Below are 24,590 nucleotides of genomic sequence, written 5' to 3'. Positions count from 1 at the left end.
CTCAAGGCTAACGGCTGATCTTAATAGCTTAAGGTTAATGATGTTAATAAAACATTAGTCTTGAGTTAGCCGTGTTATTTCATTAGATAACACAACCATCCATATTGTTTAATTATTTTATGAGGCACAATCCACATGGATCATACTCAAGATTCAAATGTTCAACTGAACACGTTAAACCTACAAAGTTTGTCAACATTACCTGCTAATGTTGATGTGCCGAAATACGATCGTAGCCAGTTAACCGCTGGGATTGTGCATATTGGTGTCGGTGGCTTTCATCGTGCTCATCAAGCAATGTATATCAATGACTTATTGAAGCAACCTGGTTCTGAGTCTTGGGCGATTTGTGGTGTCGGTTTGTTAGATGCTAACCGCAGTCTACGTGATGTGTTGGTGAAACAAGACTATCTGTACAGTTTAACGGTACGTCACCCGAATGGTCAGATTGATCATCAAGTGATGGGCTCGATGATTGACTTTTTATTTGCACCAGAAAACAAACAACAGGTCATTGATAAACTGATTCACTCAGACACTAAAATTGTGTCATTGACCATCACAGAAGGCGGTTATAACTTTAATCCTGCAACCGGTGAGTTTGATTTCAACAATCCAGACATAATCCATGATATGGCGAATCCTAATGACCCAATCACCGCGTTTGGTTATTTAACTGCAGCACTTAAACAGCGTAAAGCCAAGGGCATGAAGCCTTTTACCATTCAGTCTTGTGACAACATTCAGCATAACGGCGACATGACCCGTAAAATGCTACTGGCGTTTGTGAATAAAAATGACGCTGGTTTAGGCCAATGGATTGAAACGAATGTAGCGTTTCCAAACGCAATGGTTGACCGTATTACCCCAGTGACAACCAAAGCAGACATCGAATATGTGGCTAACACATTACACATTAACGATGAATGGCCAATCACGTGCGAAGCCTTCACTCAATGGGTCATAGAAGACAACTTTAGTGATGGCCGTCCGGCGTTAGATACCGTTGGTGCACAATTTGTCAGTGACGTGACTCCGTTTGAAAAAATGAAGATCCGTTTGTTAAACGCAGGCCATTCAGTATTAGGTTTATTAGGTTCTATACATGGTTTTGCGACGATTGATGAATCGGTATCTGATCCTTTATTTGCAACATATCTGCGTAAATTTATGGACGATGAAGTCACGCCGTTAATTGAGCAACTTGAAGGCATTGATTTAACTCAATACAAAGATACCCTAATTGAACGTTTTTCCAATCCGAACATTAAAGACAGCTTGGCGCGAATTTGTCTCGAAAGCTCAGCCAAGTTACCAAAATTTATCATTGCGTCTATTAATGAAAATATCGAATTAGGCCGTGATACTTCACTGGCCACATTGGTCATTGCTACCTGGTGTTTATACAGTGACAAACGTGTTGATCAGCAAGGGCAAGCGTTAGACATTAACGACCAAATGTCAGCACAGTTACATGAGTTTGCTAGCAGAACAGCACAAGATCCGTTAGCGTTTTTACAGCTAACCGACTTATTTGGTGATCTAAATAATCAAGCAAGCTTTTGTAAAGATTATCGTCAAGCGATTACGGCCTTATATGCACCGGGCAGTGACATTAAATCGATTATGCAAGCAAGATTACAAGCGAAAGGTTAAGCCGTATGAATAGCATATTAATTAATCATAAAGCTAAGGCCGACATTAACATCAGTTGTTTTGGCGAAGTATTGTGGGATTGTTTCCCTGATGGCAAGCGGGTTGGCGGGGCACCTTTAAATGTGTGCGTCAGACTTAATGCCTTGGGCATTAAAGGTTCGATGATCAGTGCCGTTGGCGATGATTTATTAGGTCGCGAGTTACTGAGTTTTATTGACGATCGCGGCGTTAATCGCGACTGTATCTCCATAGATCCCGTTAAAAGCACCAGCACAGTTCAAGTCACTTTAGACAAAAATGGGTCAGCGTCTTATGACATTGTCGCCGATACTGCGTGGGATAATATCGCATTAACGGAAGATATTATTGAGCAAGTTAATCGTGCTGACGTGTTGGTTTTTGGCAGTTTAATTGGTCGCAATAATGTGTCTCTCAGTACCTTAACCGCCGTAGTTGAATTGGCTTCGTTTTCGGTATTTGACGTTAACTTACGTGCACCGCATTACCAGATTGATAGTGTGGTTAGTTTGATGAAAAAAGCAGATTTTATCAAATTAAATGATGATGAACTGTATGAAATTGCTAAAGCCATGGGCTCGCCATTTAATTCATTGGAACAAAACTTGGATTATATTGCTGAGCAAACCCAAACCAAATACTTGTGTGTCACCAAAGGCAGTCATGGTGCATTACTGAGTGTTGCAGGGCAGAAGTTTTATAATTCAGGTTATTTAGTCAAGGTAGTTGATACCGTCGGCGCCGGAGATTCATTTTTAGGCTCGTTACTGTATCAATTATGCAGTGATAGTAATCCGCAGTATGCGATTGATTTTGCTTGCGCTGTGGGTGCTATGGTTGCTCAGTCTCATGGCGCTACGCCAGTGCTCACGTTAAATGAAATACAAGCGTTTATGCACCCGGTATAAATTGATTGGTGTTTTTGTGTGTTTTGTTTTGTTTTGTTTTGTTTTATTTTTTTGTGAAGTGTGAAGTGTGAAGTGTGAAGTGTGAAATTTGGGTTATTTCCCCTTTATATAACCCGTTAGCGCTTGGTTGTTATAACCAAGCGCTTTTTTTATCGAAAATCAACAGAGGCAATAAATGTTATTGCTCGCGACTTAACTCCATAATGCCTGCGGTTTTTGAACCAAATAATTGCTGATGTAAGCGACCGGCAAATTCATCGGTCATCCCAGAAATATAATCAGCAATCACCCGCATTGGATTATTATTGTCATTACGCTCTGCTAACCATCGGTCTCGAGTATTAAGCGGTAACAGACGTTCAGGATCCGAGGCAAACGCTTCAAACAATTCCATCACAATCTGTTGGCCCTTATATTCCAGCATCTGGATTTCAGGTTTACGAATAACATACTTGAAAACTAATTGTTTCAGTACATGTAATGCTGCTGCAAAGTCTGGCTCTAATTCGGCATTATATTTTAATAAGTCTTCGTCAAATTGTGGGTTGGTACTAATGCCAATAGCGGTGACGAAACCGTTGACTAAGGTACCGATAGCATCTTTGCGTAAATGATGTTCATGAGAGAATAGCTTGTCACCAATTTTAGCGATTTCCGATATCAGCCATTGATCTTTGATTTCAGTTAACTGCCCAACGACATCGCGTTGCCACTGATGTTGGTTGACAATTCCCATTACAATAGAATCCTCGAGATCGTGTACCGCATAGGCAATGTCATCTGCCAATTCCATAATCGAGCAATCAAATGACTTATAGCGCGTTTTTAAATGGGGATAATCTACATGTGTATGGCTTTGTTCACTGCTAATAAACAACTGCCTATCCGATTCTGATAATGCCGCTAATACCCAATCAATAATGGGTATATCATCATCAAATAATCCTTTTACGGGTGGCCATTCTGAGGGTTTTAGTTGGCGGTGGTTGGCAATGTCGGGCCGATGTTGATCGATATACAATTGCGAATACGTTGCTGGGTATTTCATTACCCCAAGTAAAGTACGCCGAGTAAGGTTCATTCCCCATGAAGGGGTATAGGGTTCTAAACGAGTTAAAATTCGAAAGGTTTGGCCGTTGCCTTCAAAACCACCATGATGGCGCATCATGTAATTTAATGCGACTTCACCGCCGTGGCCAAAAGGTGGATGACCGATGTCGTGAGCCAAACAAATCGATTCAATGAGGCTCATTGAATTGAGTAAATACCTAAGGTCCGGATATTTTCGACGTAGTTGAGCAGTAATGCCAGTACCAATTTGTGACACTTCTAATGAATGTGTTAGCCGAGTACGGTAAAAGTCATTCATGCCAACGCCAAGCACTTGCGTTTTGGCTTGAAGCCGACGAAATGCTGCTGAATGCAGAATACGTGCACGATCTCGTTGATATGGGCTGCGATGATCATTACGGCGCTGTTTATCTTCACCGAGTAAACGTTGCTGCCAACGACTGTTCTGTTCTGTATTACTGGACTCGATGGTGTTATCAGGCATAAGATTCCTTTACAACATTTGATTAATTTCGTCTAAATTCAATGTAAAACTTGGAATAAAACAATCACGGAAATAAGCTACGGCAGGGTTAGGGTTGTCGTCTAACATTTGTTCTAAACGTTTACGGGCACTATTAAATTCACTGTTACCGGCTTTTTGTTCTTCTAAGCACTTTAAATATGCGCAGAGAGTATCAGCTGCTTTCACAATGGCTTTGTATTGTGGATCCGCTGCTTCACTGATAAACAGGCTGCGGTAATCGTCTTTAAATTCATCTGGTACCATTTCTAACATTCTCTGTTCAGCTATGGCTTCAATCTTTTTATATTCGGCTTCGATTTCTTTATTAAAGTATTTTACTGGTGTGGGTAAATCGCCAGTTAAAATTTCGCTAGCATCATGATAGATGGCAATGGTTGCCGCTTTATTGGCGTCTAAGTCGGTAGCAAATTTTTTATTGCTGATAATCACTAAAGCGTGAGCGACCATCGCCACTTGTAGTGAATGCTCTTGAACGTTTTCGCGGCGCACGTTATGCATTAACGGCCAACGTTGGATCAGTTTCATCCGAGATAAATGGGCAAATAAATGACTCATGAGACTCCTTACTGCGCTCAATAGTTTGTCTCAGCTTACAGGAGCTTATCAATAAAAAAAAGCGACTGTTCAGTCGCTTAGTGTTTTATTGAACAGATATCTCGTTAAGGTGCTATTGGCGATAGTCTTCCAAGAAATCACCAAACTCGGTGAGTGCTTTAGCCAAGTCTTCTTTATAGGGTAAAAAAACCACTCTAAGGTGATCTGGCTCAGGCCAGTTAAAGGCAGTTCCTTGTACTAACAGAATTTTTTTGGTTTTTAACAAATCAAGCACCAAACGTTCATCATCACGTAAATTAAACTTCTTCATGTCTAATTTCGGGAATGCGTACAAGGCACCTTTAGGTTTTTTACAGCTGACCCCAGGAATTTGATTAAGCAATTCGTACACCGCATCGCGTTGTATGGTTAAGCGGCCGTTAGGTAATATCAGCTCATTAATTGACTGATAACCGCCTAATGCGGTTTGAATAGCATGTTGATTGGGTACATTGGCACACAGACGCATAGACGCCAGCATTTCTAGGCCTTCAATGTAACTTTTGGCAGCTTTTAAATTACCCGATAACATCATCCAACCCACACGGAAACCTGCGGCGCGATAGGCTTTAGATAAGCCATTAAAGGTGATAGTCAGAATGTCATCAGATAAACCAGCGGCAGGGATGTGCTTGGCCTCGTCGTATAAAATTTTATCGTAAATTTCATCGGCGAATAATATCAAATCGTGTTGACGACATAGCTCAACAACCTCTAGCAGCAATTCTTTACTGTAAACCGCACCGGTAGGGTTGTTTGGGTTGATCATCACAATCGCACGTGTGCGGCTGCTGATTTTACTCTTTATGTCATCTAAATCAGGAAACCAATCGGCTTCTTCATCGCAGCGATAATGTACTGCTTTACCACCAGCGAGGTTTGCCGCTGCAGTCCATAATGGATAATCAGGTGATGGGATCAGTACTTCATCATCGGTGTTAAGCAGGCCTTGCATGGCCATTACGATCAATTCAGAGACACCATTGCCTATGTAGATATCTTCAATATCGACGCCAAAAATACCTTGAGCTTGGTAATGCTGCACAATGGCTTTACGCGCAGAGAATAAGCCTTTTGACTCGCAGTAACCTTGGGCACTGGGTAAGTTTAAAATAACGTCTCGAACGATTTCTTCTGGGGCTTCAAATCCAAAGGGGGCAGGGTTGCCGATATTAAGCTTTAAAATACGATGACCTTCGTCTTCTAACCGACGGGCCTCTTTATGTACTGGTCCGCGGATGTCATAACAAACGGAATCAAGCTTATTGGATTTGATAATGGGTCGCATACTACTACTCTCGATAACTAAATACGGCTTAAGTTAGCGAACCATAACGAATTTATTGGCATTGTGAAAGAGGCAAACAAGCAAAATGAATAATAATATTAGTGTTAAATGCTGATTCTGTCAGTAAATTAGCTATCGCTTCAGTGTTAAATGCTGTTTTTAGGTTGTGAATCAGTATGTGTATAGTGTTTGACAACAAAAAAGCCAGCACTTAGTGCTGGCTTTTGCTGAGTTGACTTGTGTTATTACTATTTTACTAATAACTCAAATTAACTGACGCTTAAACGCGCTTCTTGAACTCGCCTGTACGAGTATCAATTTCAATCTTGTCACCGACTTTAACAAAATCAGCAACGGTAACAGTACCACCACCAGTAATGGTAGCTGGCTTCATTACTTTGCCTGAAGTGTCACCACGAGCAGAAGGCTCGGTGTAGATAACTTCACGGACAATGTGAACGGGTAATTCAACAGAAATAGCCTTGCCTTCATAGAAGGTGACTTGGCAAACGTCTTCCATACCATCAATGATATAGTCAGCAGCATCACCTAAGTTGTCAGCTTCTACATCATACTGGTTGTATTCTTCATCCATGAATACATACATAGGGTCAGCGAAGTATGAGTAAGTACAATCAAGACGTTCTAGAATGATATCGTCTAATTTGTCTTCACCTTTGAAGGTTTGTTCAGTGCCAGAATCTAGCAATACGTTCTTTAATTTTAACTTAACGATTGCAGCGTTACGGCCAGAACGAGTTGTTTCAGTCTTCTGAACAACCCATGGGCTGCCATCTAACATGATCACGTTACCAGGACGGATTTCATGAGCAGTTTTCATTTCACTATTTCCTATATATTTAGACTTTTTTTATTTATAGAGCAGTATCTTAGCTATTTTTAACGAATTGAACTAGTCGACTCGCAAGATCTGCTTCATTTAACGCGTTAATTGGCCATTCAATAGCATGTTGCATTAAAGACAAATTAACAGAATGTAATTGTTGCCAGTGCATTACTACCGCGTTTGTATTCCCCTGGTTGAAGGCCAAATTCACCTCAGACCAAGTGGCAGCAATTTCTGGAGCAAGATTATCGCAGTAAATTTGCATAAAAGCTTGTAATTTTACCAAGTGATAATCATCTTCTTGAGGATAAATGTGCCATATGAAGGGTTTTGCAGCCCATTGAGCACGTAAAAACGAATCTTCACCCCGCACAATATTAAAATCACAGCTCCATAGCAAGCGATCAAAAGCATTTTGATCAGTCATGGGTAATATATGTAGGGTTAAGTTACCTATTGTAAATTGTTGACCGGGCATCAAATCTTTAATGTCACAGGGCAATATGCTCGTTAAGCTATGTAAACTGCGTCCTTTAGGGATTAGTGCATGAATTGGGCTTGGCGATGTTTGCCATAATTCACACAAAGCAGCTAAGGCTGGCGTTTCATAACTAAAGACACTGATAACCGTGTCTTTAGCATCTATTCCCTGTAACCCCAGTTTGTTGAACAATGCTAATTTATGTTTTGAGTCAGCTTGCCATTCGTCACGTTGATTAAATAATTCCCGCTCACAGATAAGCCCGCCTGTCTTAGGGGTAAAACCTGGAAAATAGAACCACTTTTTAACCCCACTAGGCTGTGAAGAGGGCAACCCGTGACAACCCTCTATCCAATCTTCAGCACTGAGATATTCAAGGTTTAACCATGTAGGGGCTCGAGAAAGAGGGGGTTGATGTAATTGATTTATTGTGGATTTTATTTGTGATGGTAATTCACAGGCAAATGCTTCAATAACGACATTACCAGCAATAAACTCTATATCTATTGGGTTATTCCATTGAAATATATTCACACCATTGAATATTTGCTTCGATTTATGTGGATCTAGCATGGGTAATATATGCGAAAAACTCAGTAAGTCATCGACCCATAAATTGATGGGAATATCATATTCAGCCACCAGTTGCTTAGCCAAACGCCAGGTGACACCTATGTCACCATAGTTATCGACCACGACACAAAAAATATCCCAATGAGGGTGTAATGGGTTGAAATTATTGACTGACATATTGGTGGTTACTTAACCGTTAAACCAAACTATAGACATAAAAAAGCGGCAATAAAGCCGCTTTCAATCACAAAACTAATCTGATGATGTGGGTTAGTCTTCTAACTCAGCTAGACACATTTCTTCATAAACTAGCTTCACCCAGCCGTCAACACGTTCTTCAGTTAGCTCAGGTTGACGATCTTCATCAATCCCTAAACCGACAAAGTGCTTGTCGTCTGCCATGCCCTTAGAGGCTTCGAAATTGTAGCTTTCAGATGGCCAATTACCAATGATAATACCGCCTCGAGCTTCAACGATGTCACGTATCATGCCCATCGCATCAAGGAAATATTCAGCATAATCTTCTTGGTCACCACAACCAAAAATAGCGACTAGCTTATCGGTAAAGTCAATTTGCTCAAGCTCTGGGAAAAAGTCATCCCAATCACACTGTGCTTCGCCGTAATACCATGTTGGAATACCAAACATAAGCAAATCGTATTCAGCAATTTGCTCCTTGGTACTCTTTGCGATGTCTTTAACATCGAGCATGCTTTTACCCAGTTTTTTCTGGATCATTTTGGCTACAGCTTCGGTGTTGCCAGTGTCGCTACCGAAAAAAAGACCTACAGTTGCCATTGTCTATCCTTTAAATATCTAGTTCGCGTTGTGCGATTTTCTAAAAACGTCTCAGTTGTCGAGTTGCTGTTGCAGAATAAATTCGATTAACTGGCTACGGCTGATGTTACTGTTCAAAGCTTGTTGGTTCAAGGCGTCATACAAATCTTGTGACACCTTTAACTCTATTCGCTTTAAACCGTTAGCGCGATCGCGCTGAATTTGGTTACGTTTATTGATCTTTAATTGCTGCTCCCGAGAAAGAGGGTTACTTCTCGGACGCCCACGGCGAGTTTCAGCGGCAAAAAGGTCAATAGTCGTTCTATCTGTTGTTTCTTTTGCCATTGTACTCTTTAACCGATCCCAGAGCCTTCCCAGGTCATCTGAATGATACCTTTTGCAATAAACCCGGCGCAGCCGAGGAATAACACTGCCCAAACAATATATCGACCAAATTTAGGGACTTCACCTTGTTTAAGCACATCATGGATAGCCATGCCGATAAAAAAGAATATCGATGCAAAAAACAAGTTCAAGCCTACTGCTTCAATTTGTTCCATGTATTGGTTTAACATACTTCTACCTTCGCTATTGAGTGTCTGGCGAAAAGAGGGCGCGAATATATCACATCACGATACAATCGGCTATGTTCAAAAAGGTAAATATTAAAAATTTACCCTTGGTTTTGTTCAATAAACTCAGACACGATGCGATTAAAGATCTCAGGCTTTTGTGCATGTAACCAATGGCCTGTACCGTTCAATGTTTTTGCACTGGCATGTGGAAATTGACGCATGATTTCATCACGATGCTCAGCAGTGACATAATTTGACTCACCGCCACGGATAAATAGTGCTGGTTTATCAAAATGATCGTTATCGGTTAAAGGCAAATTCCAACCTATAATACGGTCGTAAGATTCGATTAGCCCAGTTAAATTCATTTTCCACTCAAAGCCGCTGTCTGTGCGTTGTAGATTCTTGAGTAAGAATTGAGATGTCTGCTCATCAATACCGGCGTTGATTAAGTGTGCTATGGCCGACTTTCGAGTGGTATCGCTGTTTAATACTAAACTGGTTAAGCCTGCAAATACGGTTTGATGTCTTGGGCTATATGCTACCGGTGCGATATCTGCAATCACTAAGCTTTTGACACGCTCTGGGTGTAAAAGAGCCATTGCCATCGCAATTTTTCCGCCCATAGAATGGCCGACCACATGGGCTTGTTCAATCTGCAAATCATCGAGTACATCAATCATGGCATCAGCCAGTTGAGAGTAATCCATGTTGTCCCAATGCTCGCTTAAGCCATGATTGGGTACATCAACCCTTATGACTTGATGTTGTTGCTCAAGCACACTGGCGAGGTTTTTTAGATTATCAAGATTACCAAACAGCCCATGAATAAGCAGGACGGCTTCACCTTGACCAGAAGATACATAATGCATAATTCAATAAACTCATTGGACATTTAATGCGGAAGATTCTGCTGCAATGAGCCGGTCAAATCAAGTTTTGCTGACACATGTTGCCATAGTTGCTGATATTTTAAACTGCTTTCAAAAAAATATGAGTAATATAGGCCATTAAATGATTTTGTCACTTTATTAGTAGGTTAAGCATGGCTTACACTGAAGCAATATTTTTTTGATCGCATTATTATTAATTCGATCTGCGATCCCGACTTAATCTGATGCCAATGTAATCTTGGCAACAGTAATAGACTGATAGAAAAAGGATGACTCTGATGAAATACATTGAAATTGACGAAGAACTTTATCGCTTTATTGCCAGTAAAACTGAACGCATCGGCGAAAGCGCTTCCGATATTTTGCGTCGTTTATTGAACTTGTCAGTCGAAAATGTCGATATAAGCTTACCCACAGACATTAGTCATCCAAGTTTAGAGTCGCAATCGCCAGTAAATCGTCATCCAGTTTTTGATCAAGCCAAAGCAGCTGTTGAAAAAGTGATCGCTGAGCAAAAGAGTGCCATTCAGCACGTTCCATTAGACGAAGACATTGCAACGTCAACAACTATTGATTTTGATGCCATTGTAAGCCAACACTTATTAAGTCAGCAGAAAGGTGCCGTTGGGCGTTTTATGCATTTATTATCCAGCCTTGAATCCACTGCTCGTAGTGACTTTGACAAAGTGCTTAATGTGCAAGGCAAAGGACGTTTGTATTTTGCCCGCTCTAAACAGGCGTTATTAACGTCAAGTAAATCTTCTAATCCAAAAGAAATCGCATCAAGTGGATTTTGGGTCACCACCAATAACAATACCGCCAAAAAACAAACTATTCTAACAGAGGTATTGGAACATTTAGGTTGTGACAGTGAAAGAGCGAAGAGCATCGCCGAACACATTTAACCTTTGAGTTTTGTCGAAGATTCATTTTTTATTTACTAACTAGGAGACCACTCGTGGCCATTCATCAACGCGCAGGACAGCAAGCTTTACAAACGGATTTAGTGAATATTCCTAAATTGATGAGTCATTATTATCGCATTATTCCTAATGTGGAAGACGTGCAACAAAAAGTGACATTTGGTACATCGGGTCATCGAGGCAGTGCGTTTTCATCGAGTTTCAATCAAAACCACATTTGGGCTATCACCCAAGCAGTTGTCGATTATCGTCATTCCGCCAATATAAGCGGGCCAATGATTGTGGGTTTTGACACCCATGCATTGTCTTATGCAGCATTTATGTCGGTGGTCGAAGTATTAACTGCAAACCAAGTTAAAATGCTAATTCAACAGCATGATGGGTTTACCCCAACACCAGTGGTGTCTCAAGCGATTGTTCGTGCAAATTCGTCAGCACCTGCTGCGTTAATCGATGGGTTAATTATTACTCCTTCGCACAATCCTCCACAAGATGGTGGCATTAAGTACAATCCACCTCATGGCGGTCCTGCTGAAGGTGAAATTACTAAAATCATCGAAACAAAAGCCAATGAATATCTTGCCAATCAACTCTCAGGGGTTAAAAAAGTTAATTACGGTGTCGCGGTTAAGTCGGGTTGGATTGATGAAGTCGATTTTATTGCACCTTATGTTGAATCTCTTGCTGAAGTCATTGATATGGATGCCATTAAAAAAGCCAACATTCGTATAGGTGTTGATCCTTTAGGTGGGTCGGGTATTTACTACTGGGAGCAAATTGCCGCTCACTATGGTGTAGATATTACCTTAGTCAATGATAAAGTTGATCCCACATTTGGCTTTATGCCATTAGATAAAGACGGCAAAATCCGGATGGATTGCTCGTCTCCTTATGCCATGGCAGGTTTGTTAGCGTACAGCGAAGATTATGATTTGTGCGTCGGTAATGACCCGGATTATGACCGTCACGGTATTGTGTGCCCTGGCTTTGGACTGATGAACCCTAACCATTATTTGGCGGTGGCGATAGACTATTTAATGACTCATCGTCCACAATGGGCTGAGTCACTCGCAGTGGGTAAAACCTTAGTATCAAGTGCAATGATTGATCGTGTTTGTAATGCGTTAGGTCGACAATGCTTAGAAGTGCCTGTGGGCTTTAAATGGTTTGTTGATGGCTTAGCAAATAGCACCATTGCATTTGGTGGCGAAGAAAGTGCTGGTGCAGCGTTTTTAAAACGTGATGGCAGTACCTGGTGTACTGATAAAGACGGCTTTATTTTAGCATTACTAGCGGCTGAGATTTTAGCAGTAACAGGCAAAACACCTGCACAACGCTATAAAGAGTTAACCGATCAATTTGGTGAAAGTTTTTACACTCGTATCGATAGCCCAATTAGTCTTAAGAAAAAAGCTAAGTTTGAACAGTTAAATCGTGACAGCTTTACCGACACAGAATTAGCGGGTGAGGCGATTACAGCAATATTAAGTCATGCGCCTGGTAATAATGCGGCGATTGGCGGGATTAAAGTCACTACCGAAAATGGCTGGTTTGCTGCGCGTCCATCAGGTACTGAAGCCTTGTTTAAAATCTACGCCGAAAGCTTTATTAGTCAGCAGCATTTGGATGACATTATTACTCAAGCACAGACTATGATTGATCAAGCTTTGAAAGGCTAAGTTAACTGTTAGTTGTTTAATAAAAATAAAAAGCACTGATTTTCAGTGTTTTTTTTTGCTTCTATTGATGCGATTTTTTGTCAGTATGGCTTAACTGTTCGTTGTTAATAATTAATGTTAAGTCATTTCAAGGAAGATATTAATGAATAAATATATGTCACTACTTTTTTTACCGGCGATTATGTTAACGGCTTGCCAAACTCAACTTGAAACCATTCAAGTACCTCAAGCCGTGTTTAATACAAAGGTAATCACTATTGAAAATTCTCAACTCAATCAATATTGGTCATTGGAGCAGATTAAACCTGTAATGTTAAACAAACGTCCTGATTGGTTACCAAGAGGTGCAGGTAAGGGCGAATATTATATTACGATTGACTCAAACGGTAACGAAGTCAGCAAAGAGCTTATTAGCTCGCAGCCAGAGGGCTGGATGACGCAAGCATTAGTCAATAAGATGCCAAAACAGCAGTATGTGCCAGCGGCATCGAATATTAAGCGAGTACCAGTGAAAGTGAAAATGGATTTTGAAGTAAAGCGTATGAATTGATCTTGAGGTTACTTAACCTGTATTGAGCGATTTAACCAAATATAATTCGAGGGCAGAATAATACATCCCGCCCTCGATATTATTTTACAAACTATACATTATGACTAACCGTCGTCACTAGGCTAGGTCAAACCTGTCTGCATTCATTACTTTAGTCCACGTTTTAACAAAGTCGTTAACAAACTTCTCTTTTGCGTCGTCTTGTGCATAAATCTCTGCATACGAACGTAAAATAGAGTTTGAGCCAAAGACTAAATCAACACGAGTTGCAGTCCATTTCACTTTATCAGTGCTGCGCTCCACAATGTGATACAGATTTTTACCTGCAGGCTTCCAGTTGTACGACATATCAGTTAAGTTGACAAAAAAGTCATTTGATAACACGCCAACATTGTCAGTAAATACACCGTGTTGACTGTTGTCGTAGTTGGTCCCTAATACTCGCATACCACCAACCAATACTGTCATTTCATGCGCGGTTAGCCCCATTAATTGAGTACGGTCGAGCATCATTTCTTCTGGCTGAACGATATAGTCTTTCTTTTGCCAGTTTCTAAATGCATCGTGTAGAGGCTCTAACACATCAAAAGACTCAACATCAGTTTGAGCTTGCGTTGCATCGCCACGTCCGGCAACAAAAGGCACCGATATCTTAACGCCAGCAGCATGAGCAGCTTGCTCTACTGCGGCTGATCCTCCGAGCACAATTAAATCTGCAATACTGACCGGCTTAGTTAGGCCTGCTTGAATAGTGGTTAACACCGCTAATACTTTTTGTAACCTTGTCGGCTCGTTACCTTGCCAGTCTTTTTGTGGGGCTAAACGAATACGTGCACCGTTGGCTCCGCCACGAAAATCTGAACCACGGAAAGTGCGGGCACTGTCCCAAGCCGTAGCCACAAGTTCAGCAATACTTAATCCACTGGCCAGAATCTTAGCTTTAGTGTCGGTAACTTCTTGTTCGGTTAAGCTGTAATCAACTTGTGGAACTGGATCTTGCCATATTAACTCTTCAGCAGGTACATCCGTGCCTAAATAACGACTTTTAGGACCCAAATCTCTGTGGGTAAGCTTAAACCAAGCACGAGCAAACACATCCGAGAAATAAGCTGGATCTTGATAAAAACGCTCTGAAATTTTTCTATACTCTGGGTCCATCTTCATCGCCATATCAGCGTCGGTCATGATAGGACTTAGGCGAATCGATGGATCTTCAACATCAACAGGCTTATGCTCTTCTTTGATGTCGATAGGCTGCCATTGCCATGCACCAGCAGGGCTCTTTTTAAGTTCCCACTCGTAGTTAAGCAATAACTCAAAGTAGCCATTGTCCCACTGAGTTGGGTTGGTTGTCCAAGCGCCTTCAATACCGCTTGTTACCGTGTCACGGCCAATACCGCGGCTTGTTTTGTTTAACCAGCCTAAACCTTGGTCTTCGAGTTCAGCCCCTTCAGGAGCGGCTTCGAGCTTTTCTGCACGACCATTGCCGTGACATTTACCGACAGTGTGACCACCAGCAGTAAGCGCGACGGTTTCTTCGTCATTCATTGCCATGCGTTCAAAGGTGACACGAATGTCTTGTGCGGTTCTCAGTGGGTCTGGCTTGCCATCAGGACCTTCAGGATTGACATAAATTAATCCCATCATTACGGCGGCTAATGGATTTTCGAGATCTCGTTCGCCTGAATAGCGGCTATTGGGTGTATCGCTTGTTGCCAGCCATTCTTTTTCTGAACCCCAGTATATGTCTTTCTCTGGATGCCAGATGTCAGCACGGCCGCCAGCAAACCCAAAGGTTTTTAGGCCCATAGATTCATAAGCAATGGTGCCAGCGAGAATGATCAAATCAGCCCAAGACAACTTATTGCCATATTTCTTTTTAATTGGCCACAGTAATCTACGTGCTTTGTCTAAATTGGCGTTATCTGGCCAGCTGTTGAGTGGCGCAAAACGTTGGTTACCTGTTCCTGCACCGCCGCGACCGTCTGCTATACGATAAGTACCAGCAGAGTGCCAAGCCATACGGATCATCAGTCCACCATAATGGCCCCAGTCGGCTGGCCACCAATCTTTGCTATCAGTCATGAGTGCGTGGAGATCTTGTTTTACCGCAGACAAGTCGAGGCTTTTAAACGCCTCGCGGTAATCGAAGTTAGGATCCATTGGATCGGTTTTATTGTCATGCTGATGAAGAATATCGAGATTAAGTGCATTAGGCCACCACTCCATAACGTCGCTCGCGACTGTGGTATTGCCGCCGTGGTTTACTGGGCATTTGCCTTGGGTTTGTTGTGCTTTGTCCATGATAGGTTCCTTTATCACTAAAAATAGCATAAATTTTATGCATCACTGGATTTCTATAACAGGCTAACTGACTGTGACTACGAATGAAAGCGACTTTTTTCGGTCCGGCTAATCGATTTTATTGATGAATAAGATTAGTCATGCTGACTGTTAAAAATCGTTCGATAATAGAACAGTATGTTGATAGAGATTAGGCCAATAATTTGGTGTAAGTCATGATCCAAGTCATTAAAGACTATGATGCTAGACTGCGGTGCTCATTGATTGTTGTACTTGAATATAGTGGGCAAAAGATGACATGGGCATAGGTTTACTATAGTAGTAACCTTGGGCGAGATCGCAACCGAGTGATGCTTGTAATGTCGCCGTTTCACTGTTCTCTACGCCTTCTGCTACAACATTACAATTTAAGTGTTGGGACAGAAAAATGACTGATTTTACTATTGCCAAGTCTGCATCGCTATGATGGATACTGTTGATAAATGAACCATCAATTTTAATTTGGGTAACAGGAAGGTCACGCAGTAGTTCTAGCGAAGAAAACCCCGTTCCAAAATCATCAATACTGAATGCTCCCCCCGCAGCGGTAATCTGTGTCATCGCATCTTTAGCTTGTGCAACATTGGTCATCATTGCACTTTCGGTTATTTCAAACATTATCTTCTGCGATGAGTGATTGCCGTTAACAAGTGACACACTTTTATTGATTAGGGTTGGATCTTGTAAATCTTTAGCGGACAAATTGAGGTGGATACACAAAGACAACCCCAAGGATTCAAAATGCTCAACGTCTTTTGCAACTTGTTGCATTACCCAACCGGTTATTTGGTTTATAAGGGTAGTTTGTTCGGCAATATTAATAAACACACTTGGGGGCGTGTAACTGCCATCTGGACGAGGCCAGCGAATAAGCGCTTCGACGCCGTAAAGGCTGTTGTCGCGAAGATTAATGATAGGTTGATACCAGAGTTCAAACTCCTGTTGTTCAATCGCGCGTTTTAATAAAGCACTGATATTCACTTTTTCGGCGGCATTGGTTTCAAGGCTATGATCATAGGTGGTATATAACGTGGCTAGTTTTTTACTTGAGTACATAGCAATATCGGCTTGCTGTAACAATTGACCTATTTCACTTGCGTAGCTGGGATAGTGAGATAATCCTACGCTAGCGCCCACTAATAAATCATAACTCTCAATGCAAAATGCCTTTTCAAGCGCCTGGTGTATAGCGTTAATGGTGTGTTGAACCTGAGCTAATTCTACTTGAGTGACAATGACAGCAAATTCGTCTCCGCCAAGTCTAAATAACGCTGCATCATCGGGTAAGTGTTCAGAAACACTCTTACCGACTTCAATTAAGAGTAAGTCACCATAATAATGGCCTAAAGCATCATTGACTTGTTTAAAACGGTTTAAATCAATCAGCAACAGGCTGAATGGCAGTCCAACATCGACATGATGACTTAACGAGTTCATTAAATGTTGTCGATTAGGTAGACCTGTTAAGCTATCGTGCAGCGCATTACTGCGCTCATTGATGACTAATTTTTCGACTTTAAGCAAACTCATTAAACTCAGTCGAGTGACCAACACAACAAATCCGCCACCAAAAAACATGATGATGCAAAAAATGACATCTGATATTGCCAAGTCAGATTGTTTACACAGGTAATAAAAAACCCCTGTATAGCCCAGCACGAAAAAGATGATCAATCCTCTAAGCACTCGCCAGCCAGTATTATTGTCCTTAACACAAATTTTGCTTACTGCTCTTAAACTAAAGACCAGCATACAGAGTCCTAAAATAAGCATTGATAAAGCCAATATCTGCAACAATCGCTATTTCCTGTGGTAAGAGGGGAAGGATAATCGATAAAACGAGCGAGCTGTTGTTAAAGATTGCTGTAAAATGTTGTTGTGAAGGTGTGTTGTTCGTGTAGATTTATTAAGGACAGTGTATTTAAAATAGCGTTAAAAAGGTGTCTGTTAAGAAAATGGCTAACCCAAGATAGGTTAACCATTTAAATACTAGTGTACTAATGTTGTTTTTGCGTACTCAAAGTAGAAAATGAAATCAATTATTTAACGACGATTCTCATCATATTTAGTCATTGCACGTTGAGGTTCAAACATCTAACCGCGCAATGACATCTTGCCTTATACAGAATCAATATGTATTCATTAGCCGCGGTAACCAAATAATTTTTGTTCCATGATGGCTTTACTGACGGCTTCGGGTACGGCGTTAACCCATTCCCCTTGACCGCGACAAATTTGTTGTAAAATTTCTCGAGAAAAAATATTAAATAAATCAAGATTGCTTGATTCAATACTGGTGATAAAGCCGTTATCAAGCACGTGGCGGAATAAATAACGCAAGTTATTAGGCACACTGACATTGGTTAAGTCATTTAGCTCGCCTTTTTCATCCCGTTCTGGGTAGACAAACAAACGCGTATTATCAGGAAATAACTTACCAAAAGCTTCAAGAATGCCGCCTTCCATGCCACGATAATATTCTTCATCAAAAATTTGTTTAATGTTAACAATACCCACCACAATGCCAATTTGTAATTGGGTGTACTGACGAAAATAAGCACGTAATGAAAAATAGCGGGTGTAATCAGAAATCATTACGTTATAGCCTAATAAGTTAAGCAATTTAACCCGTTCCATAATGTCCTTCTCGGTCATATTGGCATCTTTACCGTGTAAGTCATTCAGTGATATTTCTGCGATTAACACGGTATTTTTATCGGTTACCCCTTCTAATGTCGAAAAGGCTTTGTAGCCTTGCTCAATCATATCGACATTAAGGTTGGTAATGGGTTTAAATGAACCACGAATGGTTAACACGTTCTTTTTGTACAGCATATCGGCAGGTACCGCGACACTGCCATCGGCTTTGAACATAATCGCGCGAGTTTTCCAGCTGCGAATAAGATGAATATTCTTGGCTTGATTGTCGACATCTTCAAAGTAGGGACCTTGAAAGTCGATACAATCAATTTCAATCCGATTGGCTTTTAGGCTGTCGGTTAACGAATCGATAATCATTTTTGGATCTTCAAAATAATAATAGCTGGCGTAAATAAGGTTAACCCCTAAAATACCCAGCGCTTGTTGTTGTGCTTCAGCGCTGTCATCGAACATGCGTACATGGACAATAATATTAGACGGCTCAGCACCAGGGTACATTTGAATACGCACCCCGCACCATGCATGGCATTCGTTTTTACGATTAAAGCTCTTGGCTGAGACAGTAGCTGCATAGGTAAAATATCGTGAAGACTTAGAGCGAATGGCTCCAACACGATCGACCACTAAATCAAACTCTTGCTCCATCATCGCTAGCACACGAGCTTTACTGACATAACGGCCATCTTCTTGGACACCATAGATGGCATCTGAAAATTTCATATCGTAGGCCGACATGGTTTTCGCTATCGTACCCGCAGCAGCGCCAGCCACAAAAAAGTTACGTGCGACTTCTTGTCCTGCACCAATTTCAACAATGGTGCCGTACTTTTTTTCGTCTAGATTTAAACGAAGGGCTTTTTCTTTTGTGCCACGCGAACTGACTTGCTTATCCATATTATCTCCACACGATAAAATATTCATATCTTAAGGTTACGGCTAACAATGTTATAGCAAGTTGAAATATGCGCTAGTGCTGAAAGGAAAAATGTGTCGATATAATGATGATTTTACGTTAATTGTTACTTTATTGATGTTTATAGTGGCATTTTTACTCAGGTCGTCGATGCAGATGGCCAGAATCATTATTTTTAGATTAAACAGAAGATAGCCGCCACAGTTTTAACAAAATGTGGTGGCTATGGAAATGTTATCTCGAGTCCAGGCTATCTCTCGTACTGGTTATCTTGGGACATCCATCATGGTTTGCAAAAACACCGCCGAAAAAGGCGCTTTTTGTTGTTTTTTAATCTGTGGACTTAACCCATTTTCAAATAAAACAAATAAATAATCATGACCATTACTGACATTCACTCTGCCAGCTAGGTTTGCAATGCCCAACATACTGCCTGTTTTAGCAAACACATGGTTTTTCAACGGTGATTTATTGAAATAGCGTTTATAGCGTAAAGTGCCACTAACACCAGATTCTGGTAACAACGCGAGTAAAAAGTGGTACTCAGGTTGTTGGTATAAGGTGGTGAGTACACTTAATACGTGTTCAGGCGTGAGTAAGTTATAACGCGACAAACCAGAGCCATCGGCGATGTTTGCATTTGATAAATCGATGCCAATAGAATACAGAATGGTTTTTAATGCTTGGCCACTTCGGGCAAAATCACTGGGTGCTTGATAATAAACCTCACCCAATTTTTTTAATAAACTGTCGGCAATTAAATTATCTGATTTAAGCAACATGGTTTCGAGCAATTTAGGCAATGCTGCAGATTGGTGGCTGGCGATCACTTGTCTTTGAGCCATAAACTGCGGTTCTGTATTCATTTTTTGTGCTGTAATGGGTTGCTGATGCACAATGCCTAAAGAAGCCAATTGTTTGGCTACGATCTGTTGCGCGTACAGTTGTGGTTCGGTAATGGCTATTGCCAAAGGCAATGATTTAGCGCCGACATGGCAGCCAGTAAGATGATAGCGATTATTATCGAAACGACTTAACGTTAACTGACACTGTGGTACTGATTCTGTTAGATATGCAGGAAGAACAACCGCATCGGTTAATGTCTTCACTGTGGGCTTAGCAACAGGTCGGTTGATGATTGGGGTGACAAAATAAGCATCATTGGTGATTTCAATGGGCCGATTTCCCATCATGGTGATGTTGGCCACTTTATTGTAGCCGGTTGTTGCTAATCGACCATAGACACAATTTTTATCAATGATGAAAGGCGATATTGGCGCTGCGTAGCAAATCCCTAAATCATCCCATACCCAGCCAGGTGCCTGCAGTTGGCTATCTTGCTCACTGGTTAATACAATATTGCCTGTCAGTTCAGTGATACCTAGCAGACTTAAAGAGGCGAGTAACTGTCGCAAATCTTGATATTTTAAGGTTGGGTCGCCACTAAATTCTATGTAAATGTCGCCAGAATATATGCCATTATCAATTTGGCTTTTATCTAAAGGTTGCTCTGCTAACGTAGTTAAACGGGTTTGATAGGTAAAGTCTTTACCGAGTTGTTTAGTTGCAGCCAATGCGGTTAACAGTTTTTGAACGCTGGCAGGTTGCATTAACGATTGGTTGTTGTACTCAAAGACTGTTTGTTGAGTCGTCATGTCCCACACTGTGATGCCGAGCTGTGAATGTGTTGGTTTTAGTAACTGGAGCATATTATCAAGATACAATGCTGCAGGTTGCTGGGTAGTACTATCCCTATGAATTGTTTGTGGCTGACTGAGTGCTACTTGGTCGGGTGTTTCTGCTGCGATTGCAACATTCAACAGGCTTGTGATAATCAATGCTCCTAGCAGACATAAGGCTTGCGTGAACCGCAAAGAAGGTTGTTCATAAAAGAAACGAGGCTGGGGGAGACAAAAAAGAAGGGAATTCATAAAAGCCTATTGTGAGAGTTCAGTAACGATAGGTTATGTTAGCTGATGATATCCTTAGCTGATATGCATTTGATGTTTTTTTGGTTATATTTCCTCATTTATGATAATTAGAATTAATGTTTAACTCATTATCATTGACGCTTTAGTTGACTAGTTAGCAAGCAATCTCGCTTTATTACGCAAATTATCAACAAAAAAGCGTACTAAAACCGCCGCTAAGTAAGAAAAATCTTGCTCATCACCTTGTTAGTCGGTAATTTCTATCAGCTTAACAGAACGCCAAGCTCACTAATCTTCAGAATTAGATGCCTCAGAGCTGCAATAGTTCTATTTTGCAGCATATTGTGGTGTGATATAAGTTGATTAGAGCGGATAGACAGACCACGATAGACCATTCAGCAATGATATTTATAATTGTAAAGGTTATCTCGTTAGCACTATCGATATTGCGTTAAAAGAAACATCATCAATTGAGGTTGACGTTACTTATTCTGAAGTCACTTATTCCCTCAATTTATCTGTAAGCATGGCATGTATTACTTGCTAAACAGTTGAACAGCGTACTTACAATTACAATATATCGCTGTGATGTTTTTTAAATTTGATCCCATTACTGATTATGGTAATGGTCACCTATTTTAAGGAGGATGCCTTGCTGGATAAGCTAGGTGGTATTGCCCTAAATGCAGATGCTGTGTCTTGGTTGCTTAAGCCAAAAGATTTTAAGCAAGCCTTACTAACTAAAATTGCATCGGCAACATCTTCAATTTACATCGCAGCATTATATGTTGAAGATGATGAAGCTGGCCGTGAGGTATTGCAGGCGTTATTAGACGCAAAGAACCAAAACCCACAATTAGATATCAAAGTGTTAGTGGATTATCATCGTGCACGCCGAGGCCTAATAGGTCAAAAGGGCGACAGTGGTAATTATATTTTATATCGCCAATTAATGGACCAAGCAACGCATCCGTTTGATATTGTCGGTGTGCCGGTGAAGTCTCGCGAATTTATGGGTGTACTGCATCTTAAAGGCTTTATCATCGACGACACTGTTATTTACAGTGGCGCGAGCATTAACAACATTTATTTACAACAGCAAGAAAAATACCGTTTCGATAGATACCATGTTATCGATTGTCCTGAGCTGGCTCGCAGTATGCGTGACATGATAAAGCAGAATATCGTTAGCGATCCTGCCGTAAGTGTATTAAGTCAAGCTGCAGACAATGAAGATAACCCTGAAAAGAACGATGTAAAAAGTTTTAAACATCGTCTATCTCAGGCCCGTTATCAGTATACCTCTACCACAGTGGGTAACCGTGTTACGCCATTGATCGGTTTAGGCAGAAAAAACAACGGATTAAATGACACTATTGTTAAGTTAGTCGATGAATCAACTAAAGAGTTGTTTATTTGTACGCCTTATTTCAACCCGCCAACGATTTTAACTCGTGCATTGGCAAGACATCTGCGTGATGGCAAAAAAATAGATATTGTCGTTGGTGACAAAACGGCGAATGACTTCTACATTCCGCCGGATCAAGATTTTTCAACGATTGGTGCGTTGCCGTACATGTACGAGCAATCACTGCGTAAATTTGCCAAAAACCAGCAATGGGCTATTGAGAACGGACAACTGAATATTCATTTATGGAAAGATGGTATTAACAGTTTTCATTTGAAGGGCATCAGTGCCGATAATCGAAAGCATCTGATAACGGGTTCGAACCTAAACCCACGAGCGTGGGCATTGGATTTAGAAAATGGCTTATTATTGCATGATGAGTCAGGATCTTGGAAAGAGTCGTTTATTCAAGAGCAGCAATATATCTTGCTACACACTGAGCGATTATTCCATTACAGCCAAATTGATACTTTGCAGAAATACCCTAAACCGGTGAAGAAAATAATGAATCGAATTCGCCGTTTAAAAGCAGACTTTTTATTACGCCGTATTCTATAATTTCCTCATAATGCGTTTATCAGTTCATCACCAGCATTGGTGATGAACTTTTTTCATCTTAGAGTTGCAGAATGTCAGAATTACCGACTAAACCCACTAAAGCGCCAATTCATGCGGTTCACCGTTTGCATGAGTATCGAAAATCCTTGTCGACAAAGCCCTTTGGCGCGCGAGGAAAGAAACTTATTAGATGTAATTTGTGCCTCTTGGGTGAATTATTTTGCACCTGTAAACATCGTCAATACTTGAATACCAACACCAGCTTTATGTTGATTATGTATAACGATGAAGTATTAAAACCAACCAATAGTGGTAGGCTGATTGCCGACTTAATTCCTGATACCCATGCGTTTTTGTGGACTCGAACCGAGACCGATACTGCAATGTTGGCTTTATTGTCTAATCCAACTTATCAACCATTTTTAGTCTTCCCACAACAATATATTGAGAACGATCAAGCCGTCGTTGAGCAAATAACGGCCACTTCGTTGACGACTGAGCAGGGCATAACCAAAATACCTTTGTTAGTTATGCTTGATGGCAGTTGGCGTGAAGCCATTAAAATGTATCGTAAAAGCCCGTATTTACAACAAATGCCAGTGCTTTCATTTGCACCTGAAACCTTAGCAACCTACGCTCTGCGTAAAGGCAGCCATGATTTTCAACTGGGCACAGCAGAAGTCGCGGCAATGGCATTAACCGCAGCTCAAGAGCCTCAAAATGGGTTAGCATTATCGACTTGGTTTGATTTATTCGTAGAATCTTCCTTGCTTGGGCGTAACCGTCGGGCAAAAGAAACCTTAACGCCAATTTCTGAGTTTATTGATGCTTTTAAACATGCATTACAGGCTAGTCATGAGGGCGGTAAAAAATAGCTTAATCGGCGCCAAACGGTTGCATATTGTGTTAAATTACGTGATGCTAACTGAACGTTAATGGTGTTAGTTATCGCTATTAGGTTATCAATTTTACCTAAGCAACATTCTAATCTGCAGGATTTTATTAAGGATCGTTTCGTACACATTATGGAAGAGTTGATAAACAGTGCTAGAGAGATAAATACTAAAAAATTAGTTGTTTTGTGTCGTCTTGAACCCGGTTGTTTGGGACCAGATGGTGCTGAGCATATCAACACTTTTTGCCAGGTGGCCGAGCGAGCATTAGTAAACTTAAATGCTGATGTGTGTCATTGGTTTCTTGCGCCTCGCTTAGACAAAAGCTTAATAGAAATTCAATACAGCCTTGCAGGTAAGGTGTTGTCTCGTGATAAAGCGGTTAAGTTTATTAGCTCGTTTGATCAAGACCTTGATGACATAGAAGAACGTTTTGAAGATAAATTGACCCAATTAATTAATCAATATATTGCCCGTAAACGGTAAATGTAGCTCATGTGTTTTAGATTCCTTTCATAGCACTT

Annotated in this window: 21 protein-coding genes; 8 read left to right on the top strand and 13 right to left on the bottom strand. The window is 40.9% G+C overall.

Going from position 1 to position 24,590, the window contains the following annotated elements; all coding sequences use genetic code 11:
• The first annotated feature begins 135 nt into the window (after positions 1-135).
• Positions 136-1,656, top strand: a complete 1,521-nt coding sequence (locus HNW13_RS07670; RefSeq protein WP_192114845.1) for a mannitol dehydrogenase family protein — start codon at positions 136-138, stop codon at positions 1,654-1,656.
• 5 nt (positions 1,657-1,661) lie between these two features.
• Complete coding sequence (locus HNW13_RS07665; protein WP_192114846.1) at positions 1,662-2,582, top strand: carbohydrate kinase; 921 nt, start codon at positions 1,662-1,664, stop codon at positions 2,580-2,582.
• A 178-nt stretch (positions 2,583-2,760) separates the two neighbouring features.
• On the opposite strand, the gene HNW13_RS07660 is transcribed toward HNW13_RS07665, so the two are convergent.
• The 9 genes from HNW13_RS07660 to HNW13_RS07620 all read right to left on the bottom strand — a co-directional run bounded on the left by HNW13_RS07660 (position 2,761) and on the right by HNW13_RS07620 (position 10,186).
• A complete protein-coding gene (locus HNW13_RS07660; protein ID WP_192114847.1) occupies positions 2,761-4,137 on the bottom strand; it encodes an anti-phage deoxyguanosine triphosphatase in 1,377 nt (458 codons plus the stop codon).
• Between the two features lie 9 nt (positions 4,138-4,146).
• Positions 4,147-4,734, bottom strand: a complete 588-nt coding sequence (yfbR, locus tag HNW13_RS07655) for a 5'-deoxynucleotidase (RefSeq protein WP_101088379.1) — start codon at positions 4,732-4,734, stop codon at positions 4,147-4,149.
• A gap of 112 nt (positions 4,735-4,846) precedes the next feature.
• Entirely contained in the window at positions 4,847-6,061 is a 1,215-nt protein-coding gene (locus HNW13_RS07650; protein WP_101088378.1) for a pyridoxal phosphate-dependent aminotransferase, read from the bottom strand.
• 280 nt (positions 6,062-6,341) lie between these two features.
• Positions 6,342-6,902, bottom strand: coding sequence for an elongation factor P (efp, locus tag HNW13_RS07645; protein WP_011637369.1), 561 nt, complete (start codon positions 6,900-6,902; stop codon positions 6,342-6,344).
• A gap of 49 nt (positions 6,903-6,951) precedes the next feature.
• A complete protein-coding gene (earP, locus tag HNW13_RS07640) occupies positions 6,952-8,139 on the bottom strand; it encodes an elongation factor P maturation arginine rhamnosyltransferase EarP (RefSeq protein WP_192114848.1) in 1,188 nt (395 codons plus the stop codon).
• Positions 8,140-8,232: 93 nt separating this feature from the next.
• Positions 8,233-8,760 (bottom strand): flavodoxin FldA, encoded by a 528-nt coding sequence (fldA, locus tag HNW13_RS07635; protein WP_101088376.1) that lies wholly within the window; start codon positions 8,758-8,760, stop codon positions 8,233-8,235.
• Between the two features lie 51 nt (positions 8,761-8,811).
• Positions 8,812-9,084 carry a LexA regulated protein gene (gene ybfE, locus HNW13_RS07630; protein WP_011637372.1) on the bottom strand — a complete coding sequence of 91 codons (273 nt, stop codon included), beginning with the start codon at positions 9,082-9,084 and terminating at the stop codon, positions 8,812-8,814.
• 8 nt (positions 9,085-9,092) lie between these two features.
• Complete coding sequence (locus HNW13_RS07625) at positions 9,093-9,314, bottom strand: DUF2788 domain-containing protein (protein ID WP_059744892.1); 222 nt, start codon at positions 9,312-9,314, stop codon at positions 9,093-9,095.
• Between the two features lie 98 nt (positions 9,315-9,412).
• The gene (locus tag HNW13_RS07620; RefSeq protein ID WP_192114849.1) at positions 9,413-10,186 is read right to left on the bottom strand and encodes an alpha/beta fold hydrolase; all 774 of its coding nucleotides are present in this window, start codon (positions 10,184-10,186) and stop codon (positions 9,413-9,415) included.
• 299 nt (positions 10,187-10,485) lie between these two features.
• On the opposite strand from HNW13_RS07620, the gene seqA reads away from it, so the two are divergent.
• The 3 genes from seqA to HNW13_RS07605 all read left to right on the top strand — a co-directional run bounded on the left by seqA (position 10,486) and on the right by HNW13_RS07605 (position 13,359).
• Positions 10,486-11,112, top strand: coding sequence for a replication initiation negative regulator SeqA (gene seqA, locus HNW13_RS07615; RefSeq protein ID WP_101088374.1), 627 nt, complete (start codon positions 10,486-10,488; stop codon positions 11,110-11,112).
• A gap of 53 nt (positions 11,113-11,165) precedes the next feature.
• On the top strand, positions 11,166-12,809 hold the full coding sequence (gene pgm, locus HNW13_RS07610) for a phosphoglucomutase (alpha-D-glucose-1,6-bisphosphate-dependent) (protein WP_192114850.1): 1,644 nt from the start codon (positions 11,166-11,168) through the stop codon (positions 12,807-12,809).
• 142 nt (positions 12,810-12,951) lie between these two features.
• Positions 12,952-13,359: a hypothetical protein gene (locus HNW13_RS07605; RefSeq protein ID WP_192114851.1), complete on the top strand. Its 408-nt coding sequence runs from the start codon at positions 12,952-12,954 to the stop codon at positions 13,357-13,359.
• Positions 13,360-13,476: 117 nt separating this feature from the next.
• On the opposite strand, the gene katG is transcribed toward HNW13_RS07605, so the two are convergent.
• From katG to dacB, 4 genes are all read right to left on the bottom strand, one after another.
• Positions 13,477-15,663 (bottom strand): catalase/peroxidase HPI, encoded by a 2,187-nt coding sequence (gene katG / locus HNW13_RS07600; RefSeq protein WP_192114852.1) that lies wholly within the window; start codon positions 15,661-15,663, stop codon positions 13,477-13,479.
• A 243-nt stretch (positions 15,664-15,906) separates the two neighbouring features.
• Positions 15,907-17,454 carry an EAL domain-containing protein gene (locus HNW13_RS07595; protein WP_192114853.1) on the bottom strand — a complete coding sequence of 516 codons (1,548 nt, stop codon included), beginning with the start codon at positions 17,452-17,454 and terminating at the stop codon, positions 15,907-15,909.
• Positions 17,455-17,844: 390 nt separating this feature from the next.
• Positions 17,845-19,257, bottom strand: coding sequence for a TonB-dependent receptor (locus tag HNW13_RS07590; protein ID WP_162023044.1), 1,413 nt, complete (start codon positions 19,255-19,257; stop codon positions 17,845-17,847).
• Between the two features lie 285 nt (positions 19,258-19,542).
• Positions 19,543-21,114 (bottom strand): D-alanyl-D-alanine carboxypeptidase/D-alanyl-D-alanine-endopeptidase, encoded by a 1,572-nt coding sequence (gene dacB / locus HNW13_RS07585; RefSeq protein WP_192114854.1) that lies wholly within the window; start codon positions 21,112-21,114, stop codon positions 19,543-19,545.
• Between the two features lie 718 nt (positions 21,115-21,832).
• On the opposite strand from dacB, the gene pssA reads away from it, so the two are divergent.
• From pssA to HNW13_RS07570, 3 genes are all read left to right on the top strand, one after another.
• On the top strand, positions 21,833-23,173 hold the full coding sequence (gene pssA / locus HNW13_RS07580; protein WP_192114855.1) for a CDP-diacylglycerol--serine O-phosphatidyltransferase: 1,341 nt from the start codon (positions 21,833-21,835) through the stop codon (positions 23,171-23,173).
• Positions 23,174-23,244: 71 nt separating this feature from the next.
• Complete coding sequence (locus HNW13_RS07575) at positions 23,245-24,048, top strand: DTW domain-containing protein (protein ID WP_192114856.1); 804 nt, start codon at positions 23,245-23,247, stop codon at positions 24,046-24,048.
• A 150-nt stretch (positions 24,049-24,198) separates the two neighbouring features.
• Positions 24,199-24,552: a hypothetical protein gene (locus tag HNW13_RS07570; RefSeq protein WP_101088488.1), complete on the top strand. Its 354-nt coding sequence runs from the start codon at positions 24,199-24,201 to the stop codon at positions 24,550-24,552.
• The last annotated feature ends 38 nt before the right edge of the window (positions 24,553-24,590 follow it).

The sequence above is a fragment of the Shewanella sp. BF02_Schw genome, from assembly GCF_014596695.2.
In the GTDB taxonomy this organism is placed as follows: domain Bacteria; phylum Pseudomonadota; class Gammaproteobacteria; order Enterobacterales; family Shewanellaceae; genus Shewanella.
This window is presented reverse-complemented; position numbering and strand designations above follow the sequence as displayed.

Bases quoted from the DNA above. Each gene is read 5' to 3' on its own strand.
- HNW13_RS07595 (WP_192114853.1), bottom strand. From the start codon at position 17,454: ATGCTGGTCTTTAGTTTAAGAGCAGTAAGCAAAATTTGTGTTAAGGAC.
- earP (WP_192114848.1), bottom strand. From the start codon at position 8,139: ATGTCAGTCAATAATTTCAACCCATTACACCCTCATTGGGATATTTTT.
- HNW13_RS07660 (WP_192114847.1), bottom strand. From the start codon at position 4,137: ATGCCTGATAACACCATCGAGTCCAGTAATACAGAACAGAACAGTCGT.
- HNW13_RS07590 (WP_162023044.1), bottom strand. From the start codon at position 19,257: ATGGATAAGCAAGTCAGTTCGCGTGGCACAAAAGAAAAAGCCCTTCGT.
- HNW13_RS07620 (WP_192114849.1), bottom strand. From the start codon at position 10,186: ATGCATTATGTATCTTCTGGTCAAGGTGAAGCCGTCCTGCTTATTCAT.
- HNW13_RS07670 (WP_192114845.1), top strand. From the start codon at position 136: ATGGATCATACTCAAGATTCAAATGTTCAACTGAACACGTTAAACCTA.
- katG (WP_192114852.1), bottom strand. From the start codon at position 15,663: ATGGACAAAGCACAACAAACCCAAGGCAAATGCCCAGTAAACCACGGC.
- fldA (WP_101088376.1), bottom strand. From the start codon at position 8,760: ATGGCAACTGTAGGTCTTTTTTTCGGTAGCGACACTGGCAACACCGAA.
- seqA (WP_101088374.1), top strand. From the start codon at position 10,486: ATGAAATACATTGAAATTGACGAAGAACTTTATCGCTTTATTGCCAGT.
- HNW13_RS07605 (WP_192114851.1), top strand. From the start codon at position 12,952: ATGAATAAATATATGTCACTACTTTTTTTACCGGCGATTATGTTAACG.
- pssA (WP_192114855.1), top strand. From the start codon at position 21,833: ATGGTCACCTATTTTAAGGAGGATGCCTTGCTGGATAAGCTAGGTGGT.
- efp (WP_011637369.1), bottom strand. From the start codon at position 6,902: ATGAAAACTGCTCATGAAATCCGTCCTGGTAACGTGATCATGTTAGAT.
- ybfE (WP_011637372.1), bottom strand. From the start codon at position 9,084: ATGGCAAAAGAAACAACAGATAGAACGACTATTGACCTTTTTGCCGCT.
- HNW13_RS07570 (WP_101088488.1), top strand. From the start codon at position 24,199: ATGGAAGAGTTGATAAACAGTGCTAGAGAGATAAATACTAAAAAATTA.
- yfbR (WP_101088379.1), bottom strand. From the start codon at position 4,734: ATGAGTCATTTATTTGCCCATTTATCTCGGATGAAACTGATCCAACGT.
- HNW13_RS07665 (WP_192114846.1), top strand. From the start codon at position 1,662: ATGAATAGCATATTAATTAATCATAAAGCTAAGGCCGACATTAACATC.
- HNW13_RS07625 (WP_059744892.1), bottom strand. From the start codon at position 9,314: ATGTTAAACCAATACATGGAACAAATTGAAGCAGTAGGCTTGAACTTG.
- HNW13_RS07650 (WP_101088378.1), bottom strand. From the start codon at position 6,061: ATGCGACCCATTATCAAATCCAATAAGCTTGATTCCGTTTGTTATGAC.
- HNW13_RS07575 (WP_192114856.1), top strand. From the start codon at position 23,245: ATGTCAGAATTACCGACTAAACCCACTAAAGCGCCAATTCATGCGGTT.